This is a genomic window from Gilliamella bombi (genome assembly GCF_900103255.1).
Lineage (GTDB): Bacteria > Pseudomonadota > Gammaproteobacteria > Enterobacterales > Orbaceae > Gilliamella > Gilliamella bombi.
This window is the reverse complement of the sequence record NZ_FMWS01000012.1, coordinates 66,071-91,443: the sequence shown is the minus strand read 5'-3', so window position 1 is coordinate 91,443 and position 25,373 is coordinate 66,071. Positions and strand designations below refer to the sequence as shown.

At 33.9% G+C, this 25,373-nt stretch carries 19 protein-coding genes; 14 read left to right on the top strand and 5 right to left on the bottom strand.

What is annotated here, in order from left to right:
- Window positions 1–521, bottom strand: a 521-nt coding sequence (locus tag B9N71_RS02380; protein WP_085163979.1) for an SMI1/KNR4 family protein, incomplete at its 3' end; no start/stop codon positions are given.
- A gap of 113 nt (window positions 522–634) precedes the next feature.
- Between B9N71_RS02380 and B9N71_RS02375 the strand changes: the two genes are divergently transcribed.
- The 3 genes from B9N71_RS02375 to pbpC all read left to right on the top strand — a co-directional run bounded on the left by B9N71_RS02375 (window position 635) and on the right by pbpC (window position 5,707).
- The gene (locus B9N71_RS02375; protein ID WP_085163978.1) at window positions 635–976 is read left to right on the top strand and encodes a hypothetical protein; all 342 of its coding nucleotides are present in this window, start codon (window positions 635–637) and stop codon (window positions 974–976) included.
- Between the two features lie 587 nt (window positions 977–1,563).
- Window positions 1,564–3,297, top strand: coding sequence for an arginine--tRNA ligase (gene argS / locus B9N71_RS02370; protein ID WP_085163977.1), 1,734 nt, complete (start codon window positions 1,564–1,566; stop codon window positions 3,295–3,297).
- A gap of 70 nt (window positions 3,298–3,367) precedes the next feature.
- Window positions 3,368–5,707 (top strand): penicillin-binding protein 1C, encoded by a 2,340-nt coding sequence (gene pbpC / locus B9N71_RS02365; protein WP_085163976.1) that lies wholly within the window; start codon window positions 3,368–3,370, stop codon window positions 5,705–5,707.
- Between the two features lie 47 nt (window positions 5,708–5,754).
- Here the strand turns inward: pbpC and B9N71_RS02360 are convergent, their stop codons facing one another.
- The gene (locus B9N71_RS02360) at window positions 5,755–6,045 is read right to left on the bottom strand and encodes a putative quinol monooxygenase (RefSeq protein WP_085163975.1); all 291 of its coding nucleotides are present in this window, start codon (window positions 6,043–6,045) and stop codon (window positions 5,755–5,757) included.
- Between the two features lie 453 nt (window positions 6,046–6,498).
- On the opposite strand from B9N71_RS02360, the gene B9N71_RS02355 reads away from it, so the two are divergent.
- Window positions 6,499–7,515 (top strand): amidohydrolase family protein, encoded by a 1,017-nt coding sequence (locus B9N71_RS02355; RefSeq protein WP_202961539.1) that lies wholly within the window; start codon window positions 6,499–6,501, stop codon window positions 7,513–7,515.
- A 137-nt stretch (window positions 7,516–7,652) separates the two neighbouring features.
- Here B9N71_RS02355 and B9N71_RS02350 read toward each other — a convergent pair whose 3' ends face one another.
- On the bottom strand, window positions 7,653–7,904 hold the full coding sequence (locus tag B9N71_RS02350) for a hypothetical protein (protein WP_085163974.1): 252 nt from the start codon (window positions 7,902–7,904) through the stop codon (window positions 7,653–7,655).
- Window positions 7,905–8,297: 393 nt separating this feature from the next.
- Between B9N71_RS02350 and B9N71_RS02345 the strand changes: the two genes are divergently transcribed.
- From B9N71_RS02345 to B9N71_RS02300, 10 genes are all read left to right on the top strand, one after another.
- Window positions 8,298–9,527, top strand: coding sequence for a phosphopentomutase (locus tag B9N71_RS02345; RefSeq protein ID WP_085163973.1), 1,230 nt, complete (start codon window positions 8,298–8,300; stop codon window positions 9,525–9,527).
- A 52-nt stretch (window positions 9,528–9,579) separates the two neighbouring features.
- Window positions 9,580–10,296 (top strand): purine-nucleoside phosphorylase, encoded by a 717-nt coding sequence (gene deoD, locus B9N71_RS02340; protein WP_065589674.1) that lies wholly within the window; start codon window positions 9,580–9,582, stop codon window positions 10,294–10,296.
- A gap of 104 nt (window positions 10,297–10,400) precedes the next feature.
- The gene (locus B9N71_RS02335; protein ID WP_085163972.1) at window positions 10,401–11,642 is read left to right on the top strand and encodes a nucleoside permease; all 1,242 of its coding nucleotides are present in this window, start codon (window positions 10,401–10,403) and stop codon (window positions 11,640–11,642) included.
- A 304-nt stretch (window positions 11,643–11,946) separates the two neighbouring features.
- The gene (gene add, locus B9N71_RS02330; protein WP_085163971.1) at window positions 11,947–13,116 is read left to right on the top strand and encodes an adenosine deaminase; all 1,170 of its coding nucleotides are present in this window, start codon (window positions 11,947–11,949) and stop codon (window positions 13,114–13,116) included.
- Window positions 13,117–13,145: 29 nt separating this feature from the next.
- The gene (locus tag B9N71_RS02325; RefSeq protein WP_085163970.1) at window positions 13,146–15,119 is read left to right on the top strand and encodes a bifunctional 2',3'-cyclic-nucleotide 2'-phosphodiesterase/3'-nucleotidase; all 1,974 of its coding nucleotides are present in this window, start codon (window positions 13,146–13,148) and stop codon (window positions 15,117–15,119) included.
- Between the two features lie 32 nt (window positions 15,120–15,151).
- Window positions 15,152–15,547: a cytidine deaminase gene (locus B9N71_RS02320; protein WP_065560330.1), complete on the top strand. Its 396-nt coding sequence runs from the start codon at window positions 15,152–15,154 to the stop codon at window positions 15,545–15,547.
- Between the two features lie 104 nt (window positions 15,548–15,651).
- Complete coding sequence (locus tag B9N71_RS02315; RefSeq protein ID WP_085163969.1) at window positions 15,652–16,953, top strand: pyrimidine-nucleoside phosphorylase; 1,302 nt, start codon at window positions 15,652–15,654, stop codon at window positions 16,951–16,953.
- A gap of 99 nt (window positions 16,954–17,052) precedes the next feature.
- Entirely contained in the window at window positions 17,053–18,669 is a 1,617-nt protein-coding gene (gene ushA / locus B9N71_RS02310; RefSeq protein ID WP_370738294.1) for a bifunctional UDP-sugar hydrolase/5'-nucleotidase UshA, read from the top strand.
- Between the two features lie 14 nt (window positions 18,670–18,683).
- Window positions 18,684–20,231: a YjjI family glycine radical enzyme gene (locus B9N71_RS02305; protein ID WP_208610410.1), complete on the top strand. Its 1,548-nt coding sequence runs from the start codon at window positions 18,684–18,686 to the stop codon at window positions 20,229–20,231.
- Entirely contained in the window at window positions 20,206–21,072 is an 867-nt protein-coding gene (locus B9N71_RS02300; protein ID WP_085163968.1) for a YjjW family glycine radical enzyme activase, read from the top strand. The genes B9N71_RS02305 and B9N71_RS02300 overlap by 26 nt, the downstream gene beginning before the upstream one ends.
- 110 nt (window positions 21,073–21,182) lie before the next feature.
- Here the strand turns inward: B9N71_RS02300 and B9N71_RS02295 are convergent, their stop codons facing one another.
- Window positions 21,183–22,730 (bottom strand): hypothetical protein, encoded by a 1,548-nt coding sequence (locus B9N71_RS02295; RefSeq protein WP_085163967.1) that lies wholly within the window; start codon window positions 22,728–22,730, stop codon window positions 21,183–21,185.
- Window positions 22,731–22,951: 221 nt separating this feature from the next.
- Window positions 22,952–25,258 (bottom strand): Tex family protein, encoded by a 2,307-nt coding sequence (locus tag B9N71_RS02290; protein ID WP_085163980.1) that lies wholly within the window; start codon window positions 25,256–25,258, stop codon window positions 22,952–22,954.
- Window positions 25,259–25,373 lie beyond the last annotated feature (115 nt).

The following is a 25,373-nucleotide window of genomic DNA, read 5'->3' as shown; positions in this document are numbered from 1 at the left end:
TTAATATCTTCATCTTCAACGTTTTTTTCTTGATCTTGCTCTTCATCATAAGTTAAAGCATTTAAAAAATTTTCTAATGAATCAGATAAATAAATGCTATTTTTTTTAAAATTTTGTTCTGTATTTAGAGTATCGTCCCATTCTAGTCTGAGATATTGATATATCGCACCAGTATTAATATTTATACACAAAAAACCATTGCTTAAATCGCGAGCAAAAGGTAACAGCTCCTTAGGTAACTTTTTATCGTCCCAATGTTTGAAGGCAATACCTTCCATGATAAAATCTGGGTCATTTTTAAATGCTTTATTATATTTTATAGGAATAAAATTAAAAACTTGAAGTTTGTATGGAGGAACAGTTGTTTTCCAAATATCTTTATATACCATTCCTCCATTACAATTAAGGTAAAGCTGTTTTAAAGAATCTGGAATTGTGATACCTAACTTCTTTTCACAAGCATTTAAATCTTTATCAGTCAGTTTTTTTTCGTAGTCATAAAAATTATCTATATTAATCATATTAATTCCCCAATTATATTACATCTGTAATTATCGTTTTAAAAATTGTTCAAAAAGTACAAAATTCATCTACTATATAAATAGAATGAGATGTTAATTTTTAGATAAATGCTATGATCCAACAAATATTAAATAATATAAAAAATGGTCCAACTATTTTAACGTTATCTCAGATAATAGACATAATAAAATATCTTCAAGCAATTACAGTTGATGAGATTTTAAAAAATGATAAAGCTTTTTTGGAGATATTAGATTTATTAGTTGATTCTTATTCTGATTCTGCAATATTTGAAATCGATAATGATAATAAATTATTTTTACATCATTTTAGTGATTGGCTGCTCAAATTAGGGAAAAAATACCCGCTTGGTAAAAATCAAGATAATTTAAGCTCTTATTCAGATATGTTTTTAAAAGAAATGTGCAATAAAAATATTACTCGGGGATGTTGAGCTTTTGTATTCATCATGATCCTTCTTTACATTTTTAACCGTATCATACAACATGCTAATATCGTTATACCAATTGGCGATATTTATAGACACTAGCAATATGACCCTTTCGTGAGTTTTTTATTGAAATATCTCATCACGGACAACCAATTCAAATTTGATAAAAAATACCTTCTAACGTGTTACAATACGCTTATTTATTATCCAATTTAGCCTGTATTTAGTATCCATTTTTATCTCTTTTTCCAAGTGGGTATTTGTCAATATTAGTCAGGACATAAATTCATATTGATCTTACACAGTGTTGTGAGAGTATTTTTCCGCTCTAAAATTGCTCAGGTAGACTATTGATTTTATTGAAGTTTTTATAAATGGTATTTTTTAGAAAAATCAAACAATTACATTATATTTTTGTTTTTTGATGAAAACTAAAGCTTGATTAAAACATTTTGGCTGTGCATCAATTTTATTTGATTTTTTACACTCTTTTTAATAAAAAGGATCCCTCCCTTTTTATGCGATCAGTGACAATTCATCACTTTGTCGGTATTATATTGGGCATTTTATTATAATTGGTTAGGTTTAGTGTGAATATTCAACAATTATTAACGCAACGTGTTTCGCAAGCTATGATTATGGCAGGTGCAGATAAGAACTGTGACGCTTTAATTAAGCAATCAAACAAAGCACAATTTGGTGATTACCAAGCTAATGGCATTATGTCAGTTGCCAAAAAACTTGGTATGCCACCTCGAGATCTTGCCCAAGCTGTTTTGCAACATTTAGATATCGATGATATCGCCGAAAAAGTTGAAATTGCAGGTCCTGGTTTTATTAATATCTTTTTGAAAAATAGCTGGATTGCTGAGCAAAATGAAGTTGCTTTAAGTGGTGATAAGCTTAATATTACTTTACCCGCCAAACCGCAAACTATAGTAGTTGATTATTCGGCGCCTAATGTCGCCAAAGAGATGCATGTTGGACACTTGCGTTCAACTATTATTGGTGATGCTAGCGTTCGTGTTTTATCTTTTTTAGGTCATAATGTTATTCGTGCTAATCATGTTGGTGATTGGGGAACACAATTTGGTATGTTAATTGCGTATCTTGAAAAGATGCAAAATGAACATGCCAATGATATGGATCTTTCAGATTTAGAGTCATTCTACCGCGCTGCTAAAAAACACTATGACGAAGACGAAGTGTTTGCCGAAAAAGCTCGTAATTATGTAGTGAAATTACAAGGTGGCGATGAATATTGTCGTGATATGTGGCGCAAGCTAGTTGATATTACCATGACGCAAAATATTGCCACTTATAAACGTTTAAATGTTACGTTATCGCTTGAAGACACTATGGGTGAAAGCATTTATAACAGCATGCTACCTAATATTGTTGCCGATTTAAAACAGAAAGGGCTTGCGGTTGAAAGTGAAGGGGCGATTGTTGTTTTTCTTGATGAGTATAAAAACAAAGAAGGCGAACCGATGGGTGTTATCATCCAAAAACGTGATGGTGGCTACCTTTATGCAACAACCGATATTGCTTGTGCTAAATACCGTTACGAAACGTTACACGCTGATCGTATTCTTTATTATATTGACTCTCGCCAACATCAGCATTTGGAGCAAGTTTGGACAATTATTCATAAAGCCAAGTATGTACCAGAATCTTTAAAACTTGAGCACCATATGTTTGGTATGATGTTAGGTAAAGATGGTAAGCCGTTTAAAACCCGTTCTGGCGATACTGTTAAATTAAATGATTTACTAGATGAAGCGTGTGAGCGTGCAACAACTTTAATTCGTAGCAAAAATCCAGATCTTTCTGAAAGTGAGCTTGCAAAAATTGTCGATGCGGTGGCTATTGGTGCAGTTAAATATGCTGATCTTTCTAAAAATCGGACTACTGATTATGTTTTTGATTGGGATAATATGTTGTCATTTGAAGGCAATACCGCACCTTATTTGCAATATGCTTATACCCGTGTGTTATCAATTTTTAAAAAGTCCAATATTTCCGAAGATAGCTTAACAGCTAATATTAGTTTGGAATCTGATAAAGAGCGTGCTTTAGCAACTCGTTTAATTCAATTTGATGAGACTATTTCAATTGTGGCAATCGAAGGTACCCCGCATGTGCTTTGTGCTTATCTTTATGAAATTGCAACGCTGTTTTCAAGTTTTTATGAAAACTGCCCTATTTTAGCAGCCGAAAACGAAAGCCTGAAACAAAGTCGCTTAAAATTAGCTTCTTTAACAGCTAAAACACTTAAAACTGGCCTTGATATGCTAGGCATTAAGACTGTTGATAAAATGTAATTTAACCACCACCGATGTGAATGCATTGGTGGTGTTTTTTAATATATGCGTTTTAAGCTTTTGACTAAATATGTTTAGGTTTATTGTTCGTCATCAAAATAAGTTAATGGCTTTGTTGCTGTTATTTATTGCGATCCTTATTATTCGTTTGTTACCTCATGCCCCTCTTTCTGAATCACTTACTTTTTCAAAGCGCTATTATGATAATAATAACCAGCTAATTCGAATGACATTAGCCAATGATGATCGTTATCGTTTATGGACGCCTTTGGAGGATATTTCGCCTGATATTGTTAATGGTTTGTTACTGCACGAAGATCAGTGGTTTTATTATCATGTTGGCTTTAATCCATTTAGTCTAATTAGGGCTTTTGGAGCAACCTATCTTGGTGGTGGAAATCGTCAAGGTGCTTCAACCATTACCATGCAACTTGCGCGAATGCATTGGCGGTTAAATACTAAAACCATTGGTGGGAAGTTGCATCAAATTGCTAGGGCTATACAGTTAGAGTTGATGTATTCTAAACATGATATTTTAGAAGCGTATTTAAATTATGCCCCTTTTGGTCGCAATATTGAAAGTATTGGTGCTGCGTCATTTATCTATTTTAATAAACCACCTTCACAAGTCAATTTGCCCGAGGCGTTAACTTTGGTGGTATTACCTCAATCACCAACGTTTCGAGTTGATCGTAAAACAGGATTTGCTGGCAAAGCGTTAGTTAAAGCAAGAAATCAATTATTTGAGCGTTGGCAAGAAAAATATTTTGTTGATAGCAATATTGTCGCTCTTTTTTCGCAAAAGTTGGTTTTGCGTCAACCAGAACGAATGCCTTTTGGTGCACCGCATTTTATTAATCAAATCATTCAACAACAGCAAAGCGATGCTCAAGAAATTAAAACTACGTTAGATAATAATCTGCAAAAAATCATTAGTCGGCAAGTCAATTTGTTTATTGAGCGAAATCGTGTAAAAGGTATTAATAATGCGTCGGTAATTTTGGTTGATACCCAAACAATGAAGGTTAAGGCACTGATTGGTTCGGCTAATTATTTTGATAATTCTATCCAAGGTCAAGTTAATGGTACACTTGCTAAACGCTCACCCGGATCTACACTTAAGCCGTTTATTTATGCGCTTGGTATTGACCAAGGTGTTTTACATCCTCGTACAATTTTAAAAGATGTGGCCACTGATTTTGGTTCATACACGCCAGAAAACTTTGATCGTAACTTTCGTGGCCCTATTTCGGCAACCGATGCATTAATTCATAGCCGTAATATTCCTGCTGTATCGGTGGCCTCTAAATTACATAATCCCTCTTTTTATCAATTTTTGGTCAATGCCCATATCCAAAAACTCGCCGATGAGTCGCATTATGGTTTGTCTTTAGTGTTAGGTGGTGGTGAAGTTAGCGCACAAGAGTTAGTCGGGTTATATGCCATGCTAGCCAACGAAGGCCGTTGGCAGCCATTGCAATTTATTGAAGCCAACGACTCGCCCAAGCCACAAAATCTGTTAAGTCCACAAGCAGCATTTATGATCATTGATATGTTGAAACAAAATACCCGCCCACAAGATGTACTTAGCAAAATGCAAAAAAAGGTGGTACCCGTTGCTTGGAAGACAGGTACATCATGGGGATTTCGTGATGCTTGGACAGCTGGAACTTTTGGTAACTATGCTATGGTGGTTTGGCTTGGTAACTTTGATGGTAGTGGTAATAATGCCTTTGTAGGCGTCGATGCCGCCACACCGCTCTTTTTTAATATCGTTGAAAGTATTAACGCTTATTATCCTAACTTGCGTGAACCTAATCGCCCATTACCTCCAAATTTAAAGCGTATCGATATTTGTCTAACCAGTGGCAATCTACTGACTCAATGGTGCAAGGCAAAAGGTAAAACGTGGTTTATTCCGGGTGTGTCGCCAATTAATCCCGATACCATTTTTAGACCCGTTATGGTCGACAATCAAACAGGTAAAGCTGTTTGTCCTCCTTATGATTTAGCAACCTCTCACTTAGCTGTTTTTGAATATTGGCCGTCAGATTTAGCCGCTGTTTTTGCTAAAGCCGGGATTGCTAAAAAAGCGCCACCATCAACAAAACATTGTCATTCATCACAAAATTTTTTAGGCGAACCGCCAAAAATAACTTCGCCTCTTAAAAATGTAGTTTATCAATTTAGAACCACTAAACAAAAAAATGAACAAATTAGTTTTACTGCTAATTGTGATGGTGATGTTAAATCACTTTATTGGTTTGTTAATAACAGTTTTATTGGGCAAACCGAGCCACGGAAGGCTCTTAACTGGATCCCAACACAAAGCGGGACTTTTAAAATTTTAGTGCTTGACGATATGGGTCGAAGTGATTCACGGAATATAAAAATCGAACTGTTTGATTAATTAATATGGTAGTTAACCCCAAATGTTAGCTACTATCATCTTTTAAGTTATATTACTTGTTTGGCAATATTAATCTCTAATCTATCAGTATGTTTTTTAGCAAAGTTGGCAAATTCAACAAAATGTGGCGTTGTGTTGTAAAAATCAATTGCCTGCTGTGATACCCATGTTTCGATCACAATAAAGATATTGGGGTTATCAATACTTTGGTTAAGCTCATAGTGCACACAACCTGTTTCGGCCCTGCTACCTGCAACTAATCGTTTACATATCGGTTGAAATGCGTCATAGAATTCTCGTTTAACTGTGATTGTGGCAATAATATTTAATTGACTCATGTCAGTAGACTACCTATATTTCAAAATAAGTTGCTTGTGTAGTATACGCTTGCTACTGCTAATATCAAAAAGCAGTATTTAAGGTTAATAATCTCATTTTTGTGACAACTAATTATTGTTATTAAATAATTAGTTATGATTTTATTTCTTAATTTATTGGTAATTAACTTTATTAAAAACTATTTTTTGAAGTAAAAAATCTAAAAAATAATACTTTAACCATTTCATTTATTTATATATTTTATAAATTATAGTACTTGCTATTAAAAATATTTTGGTTAGAATTTCTGCAGTTTTTTATCGACACGGTGTAGGCACAATGATCAATTGTAACTCAGTAATCTTAATCATTAATATTATTGATTCCATTTTATCCTCCTTTTTGGGGGATTTTTTTTGCCTATTGCGTCCGATTTTATCAACTTCATTTAGATTGAATTGTAGAGGCATATTATGATTGAACATAAAAACATGTTATTAACCACAAGAGACCAAAGTTTAAAAGCCTATTTAATGAATAATATTAAGCAAAAAGGCGGATGGGTTAATGCACATATGCATGCTGATCGTGCTTTTACTATTTCGGTTGATAGTTTTGATGTCTATCAAAAACAGACTTTAATTGAAAAATGGGATACATTAGATAAAGTCAAAGCATCAATGAGCGAAGATGATTACTATCGCCATTTTAGTATGGCGGTTGAGCGTATGATTGAGCAAGGTGTAAGTGCCATGGGATCGTTTGTTGATATTGATCCTATTGCTGAAGAACGAGCAATTAAAGGTGCCTTAAGAGCACGAGAAACTTATAAAAATGACATCACCATAAAATTAGTTAATCAAACACTTAAAGGTGTTATTGATAAAGAAGCACGTTATTGGTTTGATAAAGGAGCTGATTTAGTTGATATTATTGGCGGTTTACCGCGTCGTGATGAGCGTGATCATGGTGAAGGTATGGGACTTAAACATCTTGATGTGTTAATGCAAACAGGTAAATCATTAGGCAAAATGGTGCATGTACATGTTGACCAATTTAACTCACAAGATGAAATCGAAACAGAACAACTTACCGATAAAACTCTTGAGCATGGTATGCACGGGCGTGTGGTTGCTATCCATAGCATTTCTATCACCGCGCATAGTTTAGCATATCGCCAAAAACTCTACAAAAAAATGAAAGAGGCCAAAATGATGGTTATTGCTTGTCCTTTTGCTTGGATCGATAGCCCTCGTCGTGAAGAACAAGGTCCTACTCGTAACTCATTAACCCCTGTTGATGAACTGGCGGCTGCTGGTATTCCTGTTGCTATTGGCACAGATAATGTTAGTGATTATATGTTACCATTTTCAACGGGTAATATGTGGGAAGAACTTAAATTGTTAGTAACAGGATGCCGTTATACCGATTTAGACAATGTGATTAATGTGGCAACTAAGAATGGGCGAATGGTGCTAGGTATTGATTGATTTGAGATAGAACAAACTTATCAAAATAAGTTACTCTTCGGTTTTTATCTGAAAAATGCTCCCGATGAGTAATAATTACCTGTCAGATTAAATAAAGATTATTACAAATTAAGCTTAAAAAATAATTTATTATTAGCTTATAAATCTCTAATTCCACTACATTTATAGACAGCTAATGCCTCTTTCAAAATAGTTAATAAATCCGCCTTCGACATACTAGGTAAATTACTCGGGTTCATTGACACAATTTCCCAAGCAAATTGTATCAGATATAAGTCGGTAAATAGTTCAGGCATTTTGGTACCAAAGCGGCGGTACTTATTCCATAAATTATCTAAATCATATTTTTTGGCATCTTCTTCCGACACATAGGCATTGACAAATGACATCAGTCACTCCTTAATTCAATTGTGTTAAATAAATTTGGGTTGTTTTATATAAATGCAGATAAATAGAATTATAAATAAGAATGTTCCAAGCCAGAATGTTTTGTTTTTTATGTATATTCATTACGTTTTTTTCTCAAAATAGTGTAAACAGCATGACTAATTTCTACACTTAAAAAAATGTTTTATAAATTTTTTGATATACAAAAATATGACTAAGATCAAATTAATCACATTATTTATACAAATATTCAGCTAAAGCAACGCTTAAATCTTTTTTGTTTTTTGTTATCGTGTATTATAGCTAACTAAGCGATGTTTTTATAAATTATAACCAGAATTCTAATAAAAAAGATTGTACACAAGTTAAGTTTTGCTTATTAGTTAGAGGAAATTATGAAAAGAGTTTTTATTATGATCCTAGATTCGTTTGGTATCGGTGGCGCTGAAGATGCAAATAAATATGGCGATGAGGGTGCTGATACTTTAGGACATATTGCTGAAGCTTGTGCTTTAGGTAAAGCTGAGCATGGTCGTAGTGGTCCATTAAATTTACCTAATTTAGGCAAATTAGGCTTAATCGAAGCGGCGTATGAATCAACTGGTCATTATCCTAAAGGTATGCAAACTGAAGGTGAAATTATTGGTTCATATGGCTATGCAAGCGAGATTTCCTCAGGTAAAGATACTCCATCAGGACATTGGGAATTAGCTGGCGTGCCAGTTCTTTTTGACTGGGGTTATTTTACTAATACCACTAATAGCTTCCCTCAAGATCTTTTAGATAAAATTGTCTCTCGTGCAAAACTTCCTGGTTACCTCGGTAATTGTCACTCATCTGGTACAGTCATTCTTGATGAACTTGGTGAAGAACATATAGCATCTGGCAAGCCAATTTTTTATACTTCTGCTGATTCTGTATTCCAAATTGCATGTCATGAGGAGGCATTTGGTTTAGATAAACTTTATGAAGTCTGCGAAATTGCACGTGATGAGCTAAATAAAGGTAATTACAACATTGGCCGCGTTATTGCTAGACCTTTTGTTGGCAAAAAAGCGGGCGAATTTGTGCGTACGGGTAACCGCCACGATCTTGCTGTTGAACCACCAGCACCAACGATGATTAAAAAACTAGTTGATGAAAAACAAGGTACCGTAGTGTCAATTGGTAAAATTGCCGATATTTATGCACAAGTTGGAATTACCGAAAAAGTAAAAGCAACCGGTCTTGAAGCTTTATTTAATGCGTCACTAGAAGAAATTAAGCAGGCTAAAGATAATACGATTGTATTTACCAATTTTGTCGATTTTGACTCTTCTTATGGGCATCGTCGCGATGTCTCAGGTTATGCTGCTGCTTTAGAATATTTTGATAGTCGTCTTCCTGAGATGTTAGCGCTTATCCAACCTGGCGATCTGCTTATTATTAGCGCCGATCATGGTTGTGATCCAACTTGGTCAGGTACCGATCATACTCGCGAACATATACCTGTCATTGTCTACGGAGATAGTGTGCCTGTTGGCTCTTTAGGTCATCGTGAAACATTTGCCGATATAGGACAGAGTGTTGCCGATTATTTTGATTTATCGCCAATGGATTACGGTAAATCTTTTATAAAAAAATAAATAATTTAAGTTTAAGTAATATCGATTTCAAAACAAATATCAGGAGAAGTTAATGTCTACCCCGCATATTAATGCTGTTGATAATGCCTTTGCAAAAACCGTTTTAATGCCCGGCGATCCGCTACGAGCAAAATTCATTGCAGAAACCTTTTTAGAGAATGCAACAGAAGTTACTAATGTAAGATCCATGTTGGGTTTTACTGGTTATTACAAAGATAAAAAGGTTTCAGTTATGGGGCATGGAATGGGTATTCCATCTTGTTCAATCTATACAACCGAACTAATTAAATTTTATGGTGTTGAAAACATCATTCGTATTGGTTCATGTGGTGCAATTAGCCCTAATGTCAACTTGGGGGATGTTATTGTTGGGTTAGGTGCTTGTACCGATTCAAAAGTCAACCGTTTACGTTTTAAAGATCATGATTTTGCCGCTATCGCCGATTTTGATTTAACTTGTAATGCCGTTAATGCAGCTAAAAAATTGGGTGTGAATGTTAAAGTTGGTAACCTTTTTTCTGCTGACCTTTTTTATAGTGTTGAACCTGATATGTTTGATGTTATGGAAAAATACAATATTTTAGGCGTCGAAATGGAAGCTGCTGGCATTTATGGCGTTGCGGCTGAATATGGTGCAAAAGCACTGGCTATTTGTACAGTTTCAGATCATATCCGAAAAGGCGAAGCAATGTCAGCAGAACAAAGACAATTAGGGTTCAAAGAAATGATCACTGTTGCACTGGAGTCTGTTTTATTAAATCAAAACTAAAAAAATGGCAGGTTAATCTGCCATTTTTTATTTTGATCAAATAATTATTTTATTGATATTTAGATATTAGATTATAGTAAATCTCGTTTATTAAGGAATTATAAATGAATATTCATTTTAAACTTAGGGTTATATTTTTCTTACAATATTTTATCTGGGGAAGTTGGTTAATAACTCTCGGTTCTTATATGATACGTAAATTACAATTTACTGGTCTTGAAGTAGGATCGATATACGGAACAATGGGTATCGCTTCTTTGTTTATGCCAGGCTTACTTGGGATTGTAGCGGATAGATGGATACCTGCTAACCGTTTGTATATGCTTTGTCATTTAATCGGTGCTTTAACGCTATTTATTGCGGCTTCAGTAACATCTCCTTTCATGATGATGATTGTGATATTGATTCATTGCCTAGCTTTCATGCCAACCATCGCCATTTCAAATTCAATCGCTTATTCTTGCTTAGAATCACGTGGACTTGATGTTATTACCGAGTTCCCTTGTATCAGAATTTTTGGCACCATTGGATTTATTGTTGCTATGTGGCTTGTGAGTCTTTTAAAATTAGAACTGAGTAGCATGCAACTTTATATTGCAGCTGCATCTGCTTTATTACTCAGCCTTTATTCATTCTTGCTACCATTGATTCCAACAACAAAAAATAAAACTGAAGAAAAAAACATCATTAGCGCATTAGGGTTAGATGCTATTGTTTTATTCAAACAACCTCGAATGGTTATATTTTTTCTATTTGCGGTTTTATTAGGCGGTATTTTACAAATAACCAATACTTTTGGTAATCCATTTTTACATGATTTTGAAAGATTCCCTGAATATGCTGATAGTTTAGTGGTTAAATACCCTTCTATACTGTTGTCTATTTCTCAAATGTCAGAAGTCGCATTTATCTTATTTGTACCTTTCTTTATGAAACGTTTAGGTATCAAATATGTTATGCTTATTAGTATGCTTGCTTGGGTTGCTCGTTTTGGTTTATTTGCTTATGGCGATCCATCTCTTTTCGGTTCTGTATTACTTCTTCTTTCAATGATTGTTTATGGTTGTGCTTTCGACTTTTACAATATATCTGGTTCAATGTATGTTGAAAAATCGGTATCGCCAACTATTCGTAATAGTGCTCAAGGATTATTTATGACCATGACTAATGGGTTCGGTGCTTATTTAGGTTCGGTAGGCAGTGGTTATGTAGTCGATTATTATAAAACTGGAAATGTTACTGAATGGCAAACAGTTTGGCTTATTTTTGCAGGTTATGCTTTGGTTCTAGCAATTGTATTTATGTTGATCTTTAAAAACGAAAAGCCTAATCCAAAAACTATTTAAATCATTAATTAATTATTCTTTGTGTGGTGGAGCTTTTTCCCACTCAATCAATACGTAGGCAACAATACATTTTGTTGCCTTTTTACTAACAATTAATTATCGTAAAAATTTGATTTACCGCACAAAAATATAAATAAGTGATGCAAAAGATATAGCAGATAAGTATCTTATCAAGTTAAAATAACCAAATTAACAATGATATACATGTTATTAAAAATTTTTTAATAAGCGTTTAATGTCATTGTTAGTAAAACCAATGTTACTAAAGCCAATTTAGCTCATTTAAAAATAGATTAAATACCTAATGAACGATCAAATGATACCTAAAGTTATATTGCACGAACATGTTGAAGGCAGCATTACCCCTGTCATGGCTCATCAGTTAGCGCAAAAAAATAATATTCCTTTTCCTAGTACACTATGTTACAAATCTGGTCAATACAATGCCAAAGAATATAAAAATGGTAGATATTTGTATGACGAATCCAAATTTGAAGAATTTATTAATACATATGATACCGTTTCTAGCTTTCTAAAAGATCCTGAAGATTATTATTCTATTACTTACGATTTTCTTAATAGAAATGCTAAACAAGGGTTAATTTATTGCGAGCTATTTTTGTCCCCCTATCATATTTGCACAACCGAAGTTAATGGAAAATTAATTTGGGATAAAGAAAGGTTTAATAAAACTCTTTTCTACATGGACAAAGCAATTATAAAGGTACAAAACGACTATGATATTACAGTTAGATATCATGTTATTGGTGTTAGACACCTAGGCGCTAAAGTTGTTTATGATACGTTGTGTTTTATTCAGCAAAATCATCACCCTTTTATTACGGGATTTAATATTGCTGGTAACGAAATGGCTGGGCATTTTGATGATTTTAAAGATGCACATAAGTTGGCTACTCAGCTGAACTTAAAAAAATCGTATCATGCTGGCGAAATTGATTCAGATGAGAGCATTATTCAAGCTCTTAAACACGGTGCAATCAGAATCGGTCATGGTATTCGTGCCATTGAAAACAAAGCGCTTATTTGTGAACTGGTCGAAAAAAAAATCACTCTAGAAATTGCTTTAACGAGTAATCGGATTTTAGTGAATGAATTGCATGGCGATATTTATCAACATCCAATAAGGCAACTTTATGACCAAGGTGTTCGCATTACCTTAAATACCGATGATGCAGGGATTTTTGGTACTGATATTGAAAAAGAATATAGTATCGCCCAATCCATATTTGCATTTTCACGATTAGAATTGCTTGATATAACGCTATGTGGCATTCAAGCCGCATTTGTTGAAGATATGGTTAAAAGTCGTTTAACTGAGCAAGTTCTTTTATGTTTTTCATCTGATGATAGACAATTGCTTAAAAAATTTATTAATGACAAAAAATATCATCCAGCAATCATTGAACGATTTTTAGAATATCAGAAGCTGTTACTAGCCATACCCGTTAACTAATTTAGTTGTCAGAATAATAGGAGATTTGCATGAAAAAAAATAAGTTAATTTTACCCTTTTTAACCCTATTTATATCTGGCGTTGTTAATGCCGCAACTGTTGATTTAAGGATTATTGAAACAACCGACTTGCATGGAAACATGATGAATTATGATTATTTCAAAGATCAGTCTGTTGATTCTTTTGGATTAGTAAAAACTGCTAATTTAATTCATCAAGCAAGAAGTGAGGTAAAAAATAGTGTTCTTGTTGATAATGGTGACCTAATTCAAGGTAGCCCAATGGCTGATTATGCCGTAAAGAAGGGTTTTAATGATGGCGATATTCATCCTGTTTATAAAGCGCTCAATACACTTAATTATAGTGTGGGTAATATTGGTAACCACGAATTTAATTTTGGATTAGAATTTCTACAAAAAAGTCTTTCTGGGGCTAAATTTCCTTACATCAACGCTAATGTTTATGATGCCAAAACTCAAAAGCCATTTTTTACACAATATATTATCTTAGATACTCCTGTTATTGATAGAAACGGCAATAAGCACACGATTAAAATCGGCTATATTGGTTTTGTCCCTCCACAGATTATGCAATGGGACAAACTTAATCTTGATGGCAAAGTTGTCGTCAAAGATATTACAGAAACGGCCAAACTATTAGTCCCTGAAATGAAAAAACAAGGCGCTGATGTTATTATTGCTATTCCACATTCTGGTGTTTCAGCTGAACCTTATAAAGCATTAGCTGAAAATTCGGTTTACTACTTGAGTCAAGTAGAGGGTATTAATGCAATTATGTTTGGTCATTCTCACGGCATATTTCCTAGTGAAGATTTCAAATCATTACCAAATACTGATATCAAAACTGGTAACATTAATCATGTGCCTGCTGTTATGCCCGGACATTGGGGTAGCCATTTGGGAGTGGTGGACTTAGTTCTTGATGGTGATAAATCAAAATGGCAAGTGATTTCAGGTAAATCAGAAGCTAGACCAATCTATGATGTAAAAACTAAAAAGGCACTTGTTAAAGCCGATCAAAAAATCGTCGACATTCTAAACAAAGATCACCAAGGAACACGTGAATTTGTTAGTAAACCAATAGGTAAAGTTTCAACCGATATTACGAGCTATCTAGCATTGGTTGAAGATACATCTGCCTTACAAATTATTAATGATGCACAAATCGATTACGTTAAGCAGTTTATTAAAGGGGATCCTGATCTTGATGGTTTGCCCGTTTTATCGGCCATTGCACCATTTAAAGCTGGCGGCAGGAAAAACGATCCTAGCGCTTTTGTTGATGTTAAAGCAGGTAATTTGTCGTTTAGAAATGCTGCAGATATTTACCTTTATCCTAATATTTTGTCTGCTGTGAAAATTACAGGTAAAGATGTCAAAGAGTGGTTAGAGTGTTCAGCTGGTGTATATAATCAAATTAATACTAATTCATCACAACCACAATATTTGATTAATTGGGATAAATTCAGAACCTATAATTTTGATATTATTGATGGAGTGAATTATCAAATAGATGTAACAAAGCCACCCCGTTATGATGCAAATTGCCAGTTAATTAACCCTACATCTGAAAGAATTAGGAATCTGACTTATCAACAAAAAACAATTGCTCCTAACCAAGAATTCTTAATTGCCACCAATAATTATCGTGCTTATAGTGGTATATTTCCAGGTACTGGTGAAAAAAATGTCAAATTTAATTCTCCTGACGATCTAAGAGTAATTCTTTCAGCCTATATTACCAATACTACCCAAAAATATAGTATAACGAATGTTACCATCGACAATAATTGGCAAATTTCTCCAATTATTAGTAACACAAAATTAGATATTCGCTTTGAATCATCACCAACAGATGAAGCTAAAACCTATATCGAGAAACATTCACTATACCCTATTCATTTTATCGATACAGATACATCTGGTTTTGGTGTTTATAAGATAGATTTGCAGTCTCCTGTTAACACTCAACCTAAAATTTAGTTAGATTTATTACGGCCAAAAGGATTATTAATATGAAAATTGAAAAACTGATTGAACTTGCTAAAACAGCCCGTTCTAAAGCTTATGTACCTTATTCTAAATTTCAGGTTGGTGCCGTGCTAATTACTGAAGATGATGAAGCAATTTTAGGTTGTAATATTGAAAATGCATCTTATGGACTAGCAAATTGTGCCGAAAGAACGGCAATTTTTAAAGCGGTTTCTGAAGGTAAAACAAAATTTAAAAAATTGGTGGTAATTGGAGATACTGATGGGCCTATTTCACCATGTGGAGCTTGCCGTCAAGTTATTAGTGAGTTTTGTGCTAAAGATATGCCTGTTATTTTGACCAATATGCAGGGGAAAATTCAAGAAACAACAGTGGGAGAATTATTACCTTGGTCTTTTTCACCAAGTGATCTTGATTAACATTATTTTTTAACAATAAAAAATAGTAATCAGGACTTAAGATTTATTTTGTATAAACAAAGCAATACACTAATTTTATTTATTGATAGTAAGAGAGAATAGTAATGAGATTTGTAGATATTATAGAAAAAAAACGTGACGGCAATGTATTAACCACTGATGAAATCCAATTTTTTATCACTAATTATACCAATGGAACTATCCCCGATTATCAAGTTAGTGCTTTATTAATGGCAATTTATTATCAAGGTATGACTTCTAAAGAGTGCGCAGATTTAACCTCGGCGATGATGTATTCTGGCGATACTGTTGATCTGTCTTCAATCAAAGGCATTAAAGTTGATAAACATTCCACTGGCGGTGTAGGTGACACTACAACATTAGTTCTAGCTCCTTTAGTAGCAGCTTTAGATGTTCCAGTAGCTAAAATGTCTGGACGAGGGCTTGGTCACACGGGCGGCACCACAGATAAATTTGAATCGATTCCTGATTTTAAAATTGAATTAAGTAAACAAGATTTTATTAATCAAGTTAATAATAAAGGCCTTGCAGTTATTGGTCAATCAGGCAATTTAACCCCAGCAGACAAGAAACTTTATTCGTTACGTGATGTAACAGGTACTGTTAACTCTATTCCTCTTATTGCAAGTTCAATTATGAGTAAAAAATTGGCAGCGGGTGCTGATGCCATCGTTCTTGATGTTAAAACAGGTGATGGTGCGCTAATGAAAGATATGGCCGATTCAGAAAAATTAGCCCATGAAATGGTAAATATTGGTAATCAAATTGGCCGTAGAACCATGGCAATTATTTCGGATATGTCTCAACCTCTTGGTTTTGCAATTGGTAATGCTCTTGAAGTAAAAGAAGCAATTGATACGTTAAAAGGTCATGGTCCAGCCGATTTAACCGAACTGGTTTTAACATTAGGTAGTCAAATGGTTGTACTTGCCGATAAAGCAAAAACATTAGAAGAAGCCAGAATAAAACTTCATGAAGTCATTAAAAATGGTAAAGCTATCGAGAAGTTTAAAACCCTAATTGAAGCACAAGGCGGTGATAGTTCGGTCGTTGATCATCCTGAAAAATTGGCTAGTGCACCTTACCAAATTGCCCTACCAGCCCTTAAATCAGGTTATGTATCAAAAATTATCGCAGATCAAATCGGGATAGCTGCAATGCAATTAGGCGCTGGTCGCGCAACCAAAGAAGATATTATTGATCCCGCTGTTGGTATCGTGTTACATAAAAAAGTAGGCGACAAAGTTACTGAAGGTGAAGCTTTATTAACGATACACGCCAATACTGATAAGCTTGATACTATCAAGCAAAAATTATATGACAATATTACCATTAGTGATAACGCAACTGAGCCACAACTTATTTACAAGGTGATTACAGGATAATAGCTGTTATATAAGGATTTAGGAGATACCATGTACTATTATCAGTTTAATAAAAAATTATCATTACTTGTTTGTATGGGGCTATTTTCAGCCTCTTGCATGGCCGCTGTTTCCACAAAAAGCTCATCAGTTCCAACTTTAGAAAAAGACAAGTCTTATCAATTTACTATTTTGCATACCAATGACCACCACGGCCGTTTTTGGCAAAATGATATTGGTGAGTATGGGCTTGCTGCTCAAAAAACCGTAGTAGATGAAATTCGAAAAGAAGTTACGGCAAAAGGAGGGAAATTACTGCTGCTATCAGGTGGTGATATTAATACTGGTGTCCCTGAATCTGATGTACAGCAAGCCAAACCTGATTTTATTGGCATGAATGCGGTTGGTTACGATGCTATGGCTGTGGGTAATCATGAGTTTGATCATCCTTTGACTATTATTCGTGAGCAACAGAAATGGGCAAAATTTCCTTTTTTATCGGCAAACACTTACTTTAAAGGCACAGATAAACGTGTATTTGATGCCTATAAAATGTTTGATTTGAATGGTATTAAAGTTGCTGTGTTTGGTTTAACCACTGACGATACCATTTTTCTTGCTTCACCCAAAAATACGGAAGGCGTCGAATTTCGACAAACCTTACCCGAAGCACAAAAAATAATTAAACTGTTAAAAGATAATGAACACCCTGATATGATTATTGCTGTCACTCATATGGGGCATTATGAAAATGGTGAACATGGCTCAATGGCACCGGGTGATGTTGAATTAGCCAGAAATTTACAGACCGGCGATTTAGATATGATAGTGGGAGGACACTCACAAAACCCTGTGTGTATGGCTAGTCCTAATAAACGTATTACCGAATATGTACCAGGTACACCTTGTGCGCCAGATCAACAAAATGGCACATGGATTGTGCAGGCCCACGAATGGGGAAAATATGTTGGACGTGCAGATTTTGTCTTTTTAAATGGCAAAATCACGTTAAAAAATTACCAATTAATTCCTATTAACCTTAAAAAAGAGGTTGATAATGGTAACAGTACCAAACGCCTTGAATATTACACGCAAGAAATTCCTCAAGATAAATCCTTACTTGAAAATTTAAGACCTTATCAAGAATTAGGTAAACAGCAGTTATTAGTGAAAAGTGGCGAGTTAAAAGGACGATTAGAAGGTAATCGAGATGTTGTTAGATACCAACAAAGCAATATGGGACAACTGTTACTCAGTGCTTTTGTTGAAAAAACCAATGCAAACGTTGGCATTATGTCTGGGGGGATGATTCGTGACTCATTAATTGAAGGTGATATTACTTATCGTGATATTTTAAAAGTAGAACCTTTTGGTAATAGTGTAGTTTATTTTGAATTAACTGGTAGTGAATTAATTGATTATCTAAAAGTTGCATTAAGTAAAAAACAAGGTTCGGGTGGGTATGCACATTTGAAAAATATACACCTAACAAGAAATGGGAACAATATTGAAGATGTAAAAATTAATGATCAACCGATCAATTTACAAAAAAACTACCGCATTGCTACACTTGACTTTTTAGCCGCTGGTGGAGATGGCTATCCAATAACTAATACATCACCGACTTACGTTGATACGGGTTATCGCGATGCCGATGTAGTAAAACAGTATTTTGAGAACCATTCGCCAATTACTGCGTCTGATTATGAACCAAAACAATTTATTATTGAGAAATAAATATTGAGATAATTATGAGCATGACCGAATTTCAACAAAGTTGTTATAATATTGTGACAGACCCCAATTTGTCACCCAAACAAAAAGCAAATTTGCTCGCCTTAGCAGCAGAAAATAATTTACCTTATGTAGATCTGGATGAAGAAACACAACAAGCTTTAAATGACCGCGTTATTTGTGATATGTACGAAGGTCACGCACCTTATAAACCTCGTTATGTTTTACCTGATTATGTGAAATTTTTAAAACAAGGATCACAATGGCTAGAACTTAATCCAGCTGAAACATTTGATGATGCATTGAATTTGCTTATCATCATCTATCATCATGTTCCTTCAGTAACTGGTATGCCTGTTTATTTAGGATGCTTAGATCAAATTTTACTTCCTTACGTTGGTAATCTTACTGAAGATGAGATTTATCAGCGATTAAAGCATTTTTGGATCATGCTTGATCGTAATTTACCTGATGCATTTATGCATGCAAACATTGGACCAACCGATAATATTATCTGTCGGGTAATCTTACGTATAGATAGAGAGCTCAAACAAGTTGCTCCAAATTTAACCTTTATCTATGATGAAGACATTACACCAGAATCATTATTATTAGTGGCAATTGAAAATATTTGTGAAACAAGCAAACCTCATATTGCAAACAACAATATGATTCAAAAAGATTTTGATAACCAAGGTTACGGTGTTGTAAGTTGCTATAATTCACTACCAGTAGCTGGAGGGGGAAGCACGCTTTCACGAATCAATTTAAAAGAAGTTGCAGTACGTAGTAAAAATATAGAAGACTTTTTGTCAAATATCTTACCTCACTACTGTCAATTGCAGCTCAATCTTATTCAAGCAAGGTCAAACTTTCTTTACAATAAATCGAACTTTTTTAACAGCAGCTTTTTAGTTGAAGAAGGTTTAATTGATCCAAAACGATTTGCTCCAATGTTTGGTATCTTTGGAATGGCTGAAGCTGTCAATATCTTGCAAGAAAAAGCAAATTTAGCTGGACGTTATGGTTTTGATGAACAAGCTAATGAACTTGCATTAACTATTACACAATTAATTGCCGAATTTATTGATAACCATACAATAGATTATGCTTGGAAAGGGAAAGCAATGCTGCATTCACAATCAGGCATTAGTATAGATAGAGCAACAACACCTGGATTAAGAATACCATATGGGCAAGAACCCGATCCTGTCACTCATATTATGGCACTGTATAAACATCACCAGTATTTCACTTCGGGTATTAGTGATATTTTAACAATTGATGAGACCATAAAAAATAATCCCCTAGCCTTGCTACAAATTTGTAAAGCTGCTTTCAAATTTGGTTTCCGTGAATTTACTGCCAATATCAGTGGTAATGATCTTGTTCGAGTTACAGGTTATATGGTGAGATTATCTGATATTAAAAGATATAAAAAAGAAGGCTCACGAATTAATACTACTTTCTTAGGAGCCGAGGCTGCCGACGATACCGAAAATAATAGTTATTTATGTCGAAAACCACGAGTAATTAGTCATGAGCAAGTCATGGGCAATCGTTAATAAGCTTTTACCCTTTTCTTGTGTAGATGGACCTGGTAATCGACTAGTTATATTTTTACAAGGATGTAATTTTCGTTGTTTAAACTGCCATAATCCTTATACGATATCATTGTGCAAGGATTGTGGTCAATGTGTTGATACTTGTCCACACAAAGCATTAAGTTTTAGTAACAATAAAGTTATATGGCAAACTTCAAATTGTCAGCAATGTGATACTTGTATTAATACTTGTAAACATTCTTCATCACCAATGACTTATAGATATAGTGTAGATGATATTTTAATCGCTATCCGGAAATATCTACCATTTTTAAATGGTATTACCATAAGTGGTGGAGAAGCAACAATGCAGTTACCCTTTATTAAAGAGCTATTCAATGTTATCAAACAATCTAACGATTTAAAGCACCTTACCTGTTTTATTGATAGCAATGGTTATTTAACTAAAACAGGATGGCAAAAAGTAGAAAATGTGATGGATGGCGCAATGATTGATCTCAAAGCTTGGGATAATGATGTGCATAAAAAGTTAACGGGAAGAGACAATCAACGAGTAAAAGAAACGATTAAATATCTGGCAAAAATAAAAAAACTATATGAGGTAAGACTTTTAATTATTCCTAAACAAACGGATCTACAGGATAATGCTGAAAATATTGCCAAATTTTTAATTGATTTGGATTCCAATATTCAAATAAGAATTAATGCTTTTCATAATCATGGTGTATATGGTATTGCTAAAAACTGGCCACCTGCCAGTATACCCGAAGTAGAACAGTTTGCAGAACAATTAAAACAACATAGCCTACAACATATTATATTACCTAATGTTTATTTGTAATGGTATTACTTGTTACTTTTAAGTATCGATAAATGGCAGGTCAATTATATCGATGCTTTATAGCTGTTTTAGGATATCATTATATATTAACAATTATGATATTATGAAAACTATTCATAATATTCAATTGTTCTGGTTGTGATTTTATAGTCATCACAATTTTTAATTGTCCAATCACCTTTTTCATTATGCCCAGAAAAATAACATTCAAGCGATGCTTTCTTCTTAGAATTAATGTATTTTTTCATTTTGATTAGCTGCCCTTGTTTGTTATATTCCATTATATATTGTTTTTCATCAATCACTGTCGAAATTAACTGATTATTTTTATCGTATTGAAATGTCATATGATCTCCAAGAGAGAGTATCCTGTCTTGAGGATCGTAACTTACAGAAACGGGTTGAAGTTCATCTGAATCTATCCCAATTTGGATAAATTTATTTTTGTAGTCTGTCTGAAAAATATTAAATAAATCTATTTTCTCGTAATCATCTGTAGCTAATGGATTAAAATGATTTTGATTCTTACTAGGTAAAGACATCGTAAAATGATCATAGAATTTCCAGGTTTTTACCTCTGTTTTTATATCTTCAGAAGAACTAATAATACGCTTATTTTTATAATTACCTTGATTGAAAATCGCAACAAAATTAGAAACTAATCCATTATTATCAAAATTCATTTCGAAAGTTACTTCTCTATTTCGATTAAGTGATTTTGCGTAACTGTCTAACAATTTATCTTTTACCGTGCCTTTTGTTGATTTAATTCTATTTTGAGTAAGAGCATGATCAAAATAATAATACATTACAACTAAGTTAGTTGAACGAGCTAAATTTGATGAAGGTTTAACTTTGGCAAATAGTACGGGATCAGGCTCTTTGCCCCAATCATTAATCTGTCGTTTATACTTGATACAATAATTCCTTAGGTTACGTGCTTTCTTAGCATCATAATATGCATAGGTGAAATGTTGAAAATCTGAGTTATCATTATCTATATTATAAAAAAATGATTTTCTAATAGAATTTTTATCATTAATGATAAATTCACCATTTACCAATTTAGCTAGCTCAATTCTAGATCTTAATTCATTAGGGAATTGCTTATTAATTAAGCTAGGATAACTATAGTCAGAGTTAGCATATTGTTTATTTGTATTTATCTGGTGAAAATAAAAGTATTGCTGAAAAATATCATTATTTACCCATGAAGGGATCTTTTCAACTGTATAACTTACATTTATAAAAGTATTTACATCTTTTCTATTTTCATAAACACCTAATTTATTTAAAGTTACTTTTCCAAAACAGAAACTACCTTTTTTAAATTCAGTTTCACTGTTTAATTTAGCTAAATGATAGCGCTTCGTTTGATTTTCGACATCTAATGAGTACTCTAATAAACCCAAGCTAGAAAAAATCTCTAATCGTCGATTTAATTCGTTATTTACCCATACATCTGCCCGCTCATGAGTTGGATAATTAAGTTCTTGTTTAAGATAAGGAAATGTTACTTTACCTAGATAAAAACAAAAAGGTTTTTCTTGAACTTGTAGTGCAGCTTCAATGTCATTCTTCAATTTAGTTTTACTCTTATCACATCCTGTTAAAATAACCATTAATGTCAGTAGAGCTAAGTAAAAATATTTTTTCATTATTATTGTTCATCCTTTTTTAATAAATAATAGAGTTATTTAATACTAACAATACTTTATATCATAACCGATAATACTATTACATTAAGTAAAAAAGATAAACCTGAGTTGGCTTTAATTATATGGTTCAGTTCTATATTGAATAGATCACTATTAGATAGCTTTAACTAAATGGTTTTAAATGCAGAAAAGGGACAATTGTCCCTTAAACTAGAAAAATATTATTTATTCTTTTTAAATGCAGTTGCAAATGCATTTCCCATGACATTATTAGTCATTGAAGAAGAGTGTTGTTTTTTAGTATTGTTAACCGAACGTTCATTAATGAATTTTCGATTATCAGTTTTTGGCGCAACAGGATCATCTAATCGCATTGATAAAGCGATACGTTTTCGTGGAATGTCAACTTCTATCACTTTAACTTTGACTATATCACCAGCTTTTACCACTGTTCTTGGATCATCAACAAACTTATCTGATAAAGCTGAAATATGCACTAAACCATCTTGATGCACACCAATATCAACAAACGCACCAAAATTAGTTACATTAGTAACAGATCCTTCCATAATCAGACCTATTTTTAGGTCTTCCATCGTTTCTATATCATCAGCAAACTGCGCAGTTTTAAATTCAGGTCTTGGATCACGACCAGGTTTATCAAGCTCTTTGATAATATCTGTAACTGTTGGCACACCAAAATGATCATCTACGTAATCGATTGCTTTAAGTGATTTTAAATAGTTTGTATCACCTAAAATTTCTTTTAAAGATTTGTGATTTTTTTCTAAAATTCGTTCTACAACTGGATAAGCTTCTGGATGAACGGCCGATGCGTCAAGAGGATTTTTACCATCCATTATACGTAAAAATCCAGCGCACTGTTCAAATGCTTTAGGACCTAAGCGAGCCACTTTCAATAATTGTTTACGATCCGTAAATTGTCCATTTTCATTACGCCAATTAATTATATTTTGAGCTATTACTTTATTAAGTCCAGCAATACGAGCAAGTAACATCATCGAAGCAGTGTTTAAATTCACACCAACGGCATTAACACCATCTTCAACAACAGCATCAAGTTTTTTTGCTAACTGAGTTTGGCTAACATCATGCTGATATTGCCCCACCCCAATCGATTTAGGATCTATTTTAACAAGCTCTGCTAATGGATCTTGTAAACGACGTGCAATTGATACTGCACCACGAATAGATACATCTAAATCAGGAAATTCTTGCGCTGCTAGTTCTGATGCAGAATAAACCGAGGCACCTGCTTCGCTTACAATCACTTTTTGCGCTTTCACTTCTGGATATTTCTTTTGAACATCAAGATAAAAACGTTCAGTTTCGCGCGAAGCTGTACCATTACCAATGGCCACTAATTCAACTTGATATTTAATACAAAGTGCGGCAATAACCATAGCTGCTTTATCTGCCTGCCCTGTATGAGGGTAAATCGTTGCAGTCGCAACTAATTTACCTGTTGCATCAACAACAGCTATTTTTACACCTGTCCTTAAACCAGGATCCATGCCCATAGTAACTTTCATACCTGCTGGAGCAGCCATTAACATATCATGTAAGTTAGCAGCAAATACGTTAATCGCTTCTTCCTCTGCTCGCTCACGTAATGTTGTCATTAATTCGGTTTCCATGTGCATCAGAATTTTAATGCGCCATGTCCAATTAATCACAGCTTTGCGCCATTTATCTGCTGGCTGTTCATTAAAATGGACGCCTAGATATTCAGTGATAATTTGTTCACAATAACTCTCTTTAGGCGCTTGTTCAAATTGCGGATCAGCATTTAAGGAGAGTTGTAAAAAGCCTTCATTTCGCCCTCTAAACATTGCTAATGCACGATGAGATGGTATTTTAGAAATCAGCTCGCTTTGTGAAAAATAGTCTCGGAATTTAGCTCCTTCTTCCTCTTTACCACTCACCACTTGCGAAACTAAATGAGCATTATTCCAAAGATAATGACGCACTTTTGCTAATAATGCTGCATCTTCTGCAAAGCGCTCCATCAAAATGTAACGAGCTCCATCCATTGCTGATTTTGTATCAGTAATACCTTTATCGGAATTGATATATTTTTCGGCTTCAATTACTGGGTCAAGTATGGGATTTTGCCATAAGTCGTCAGCTAATGGTTCAAGCCCTGCTTCAATGGCAATTTGACCTCGAGTACGGCGTTTAGGTTTATATGGTAAATAGAGATCTTCAAGTTCAGTTTTACTAAGCGTTTGTGCAATACTGTTACTTAATTCTAATGTCAATTTACCTTGTTCTTCAATAGACTTTAAAATTGTTTGCTTACGATCTTCAAGTTCTCGCAAATAGCTTAATCGACTATCAAGAGTACGTAATTGGGTATCATCAAGCCCACCTGTCACCTCTTTTCGATAACGAGCAATAAAAGGAACGGTACTGCCCTCATCTAATAATTGAATCGCCGCTTGAACTTGTTCTGACTTTACGGCTAACTCACTGGCTATAATATGGCTAATTTGTTTATTCATCATGGTATTTTTAACAATTTTAAGCAAAGTAGTGATTATATACCTATCCTTGTTTCTGTTGCAATTCTGAGCCTTTTATCTCCTCCCCCAAAAATATAACTGCTAGTTATTGGGATAT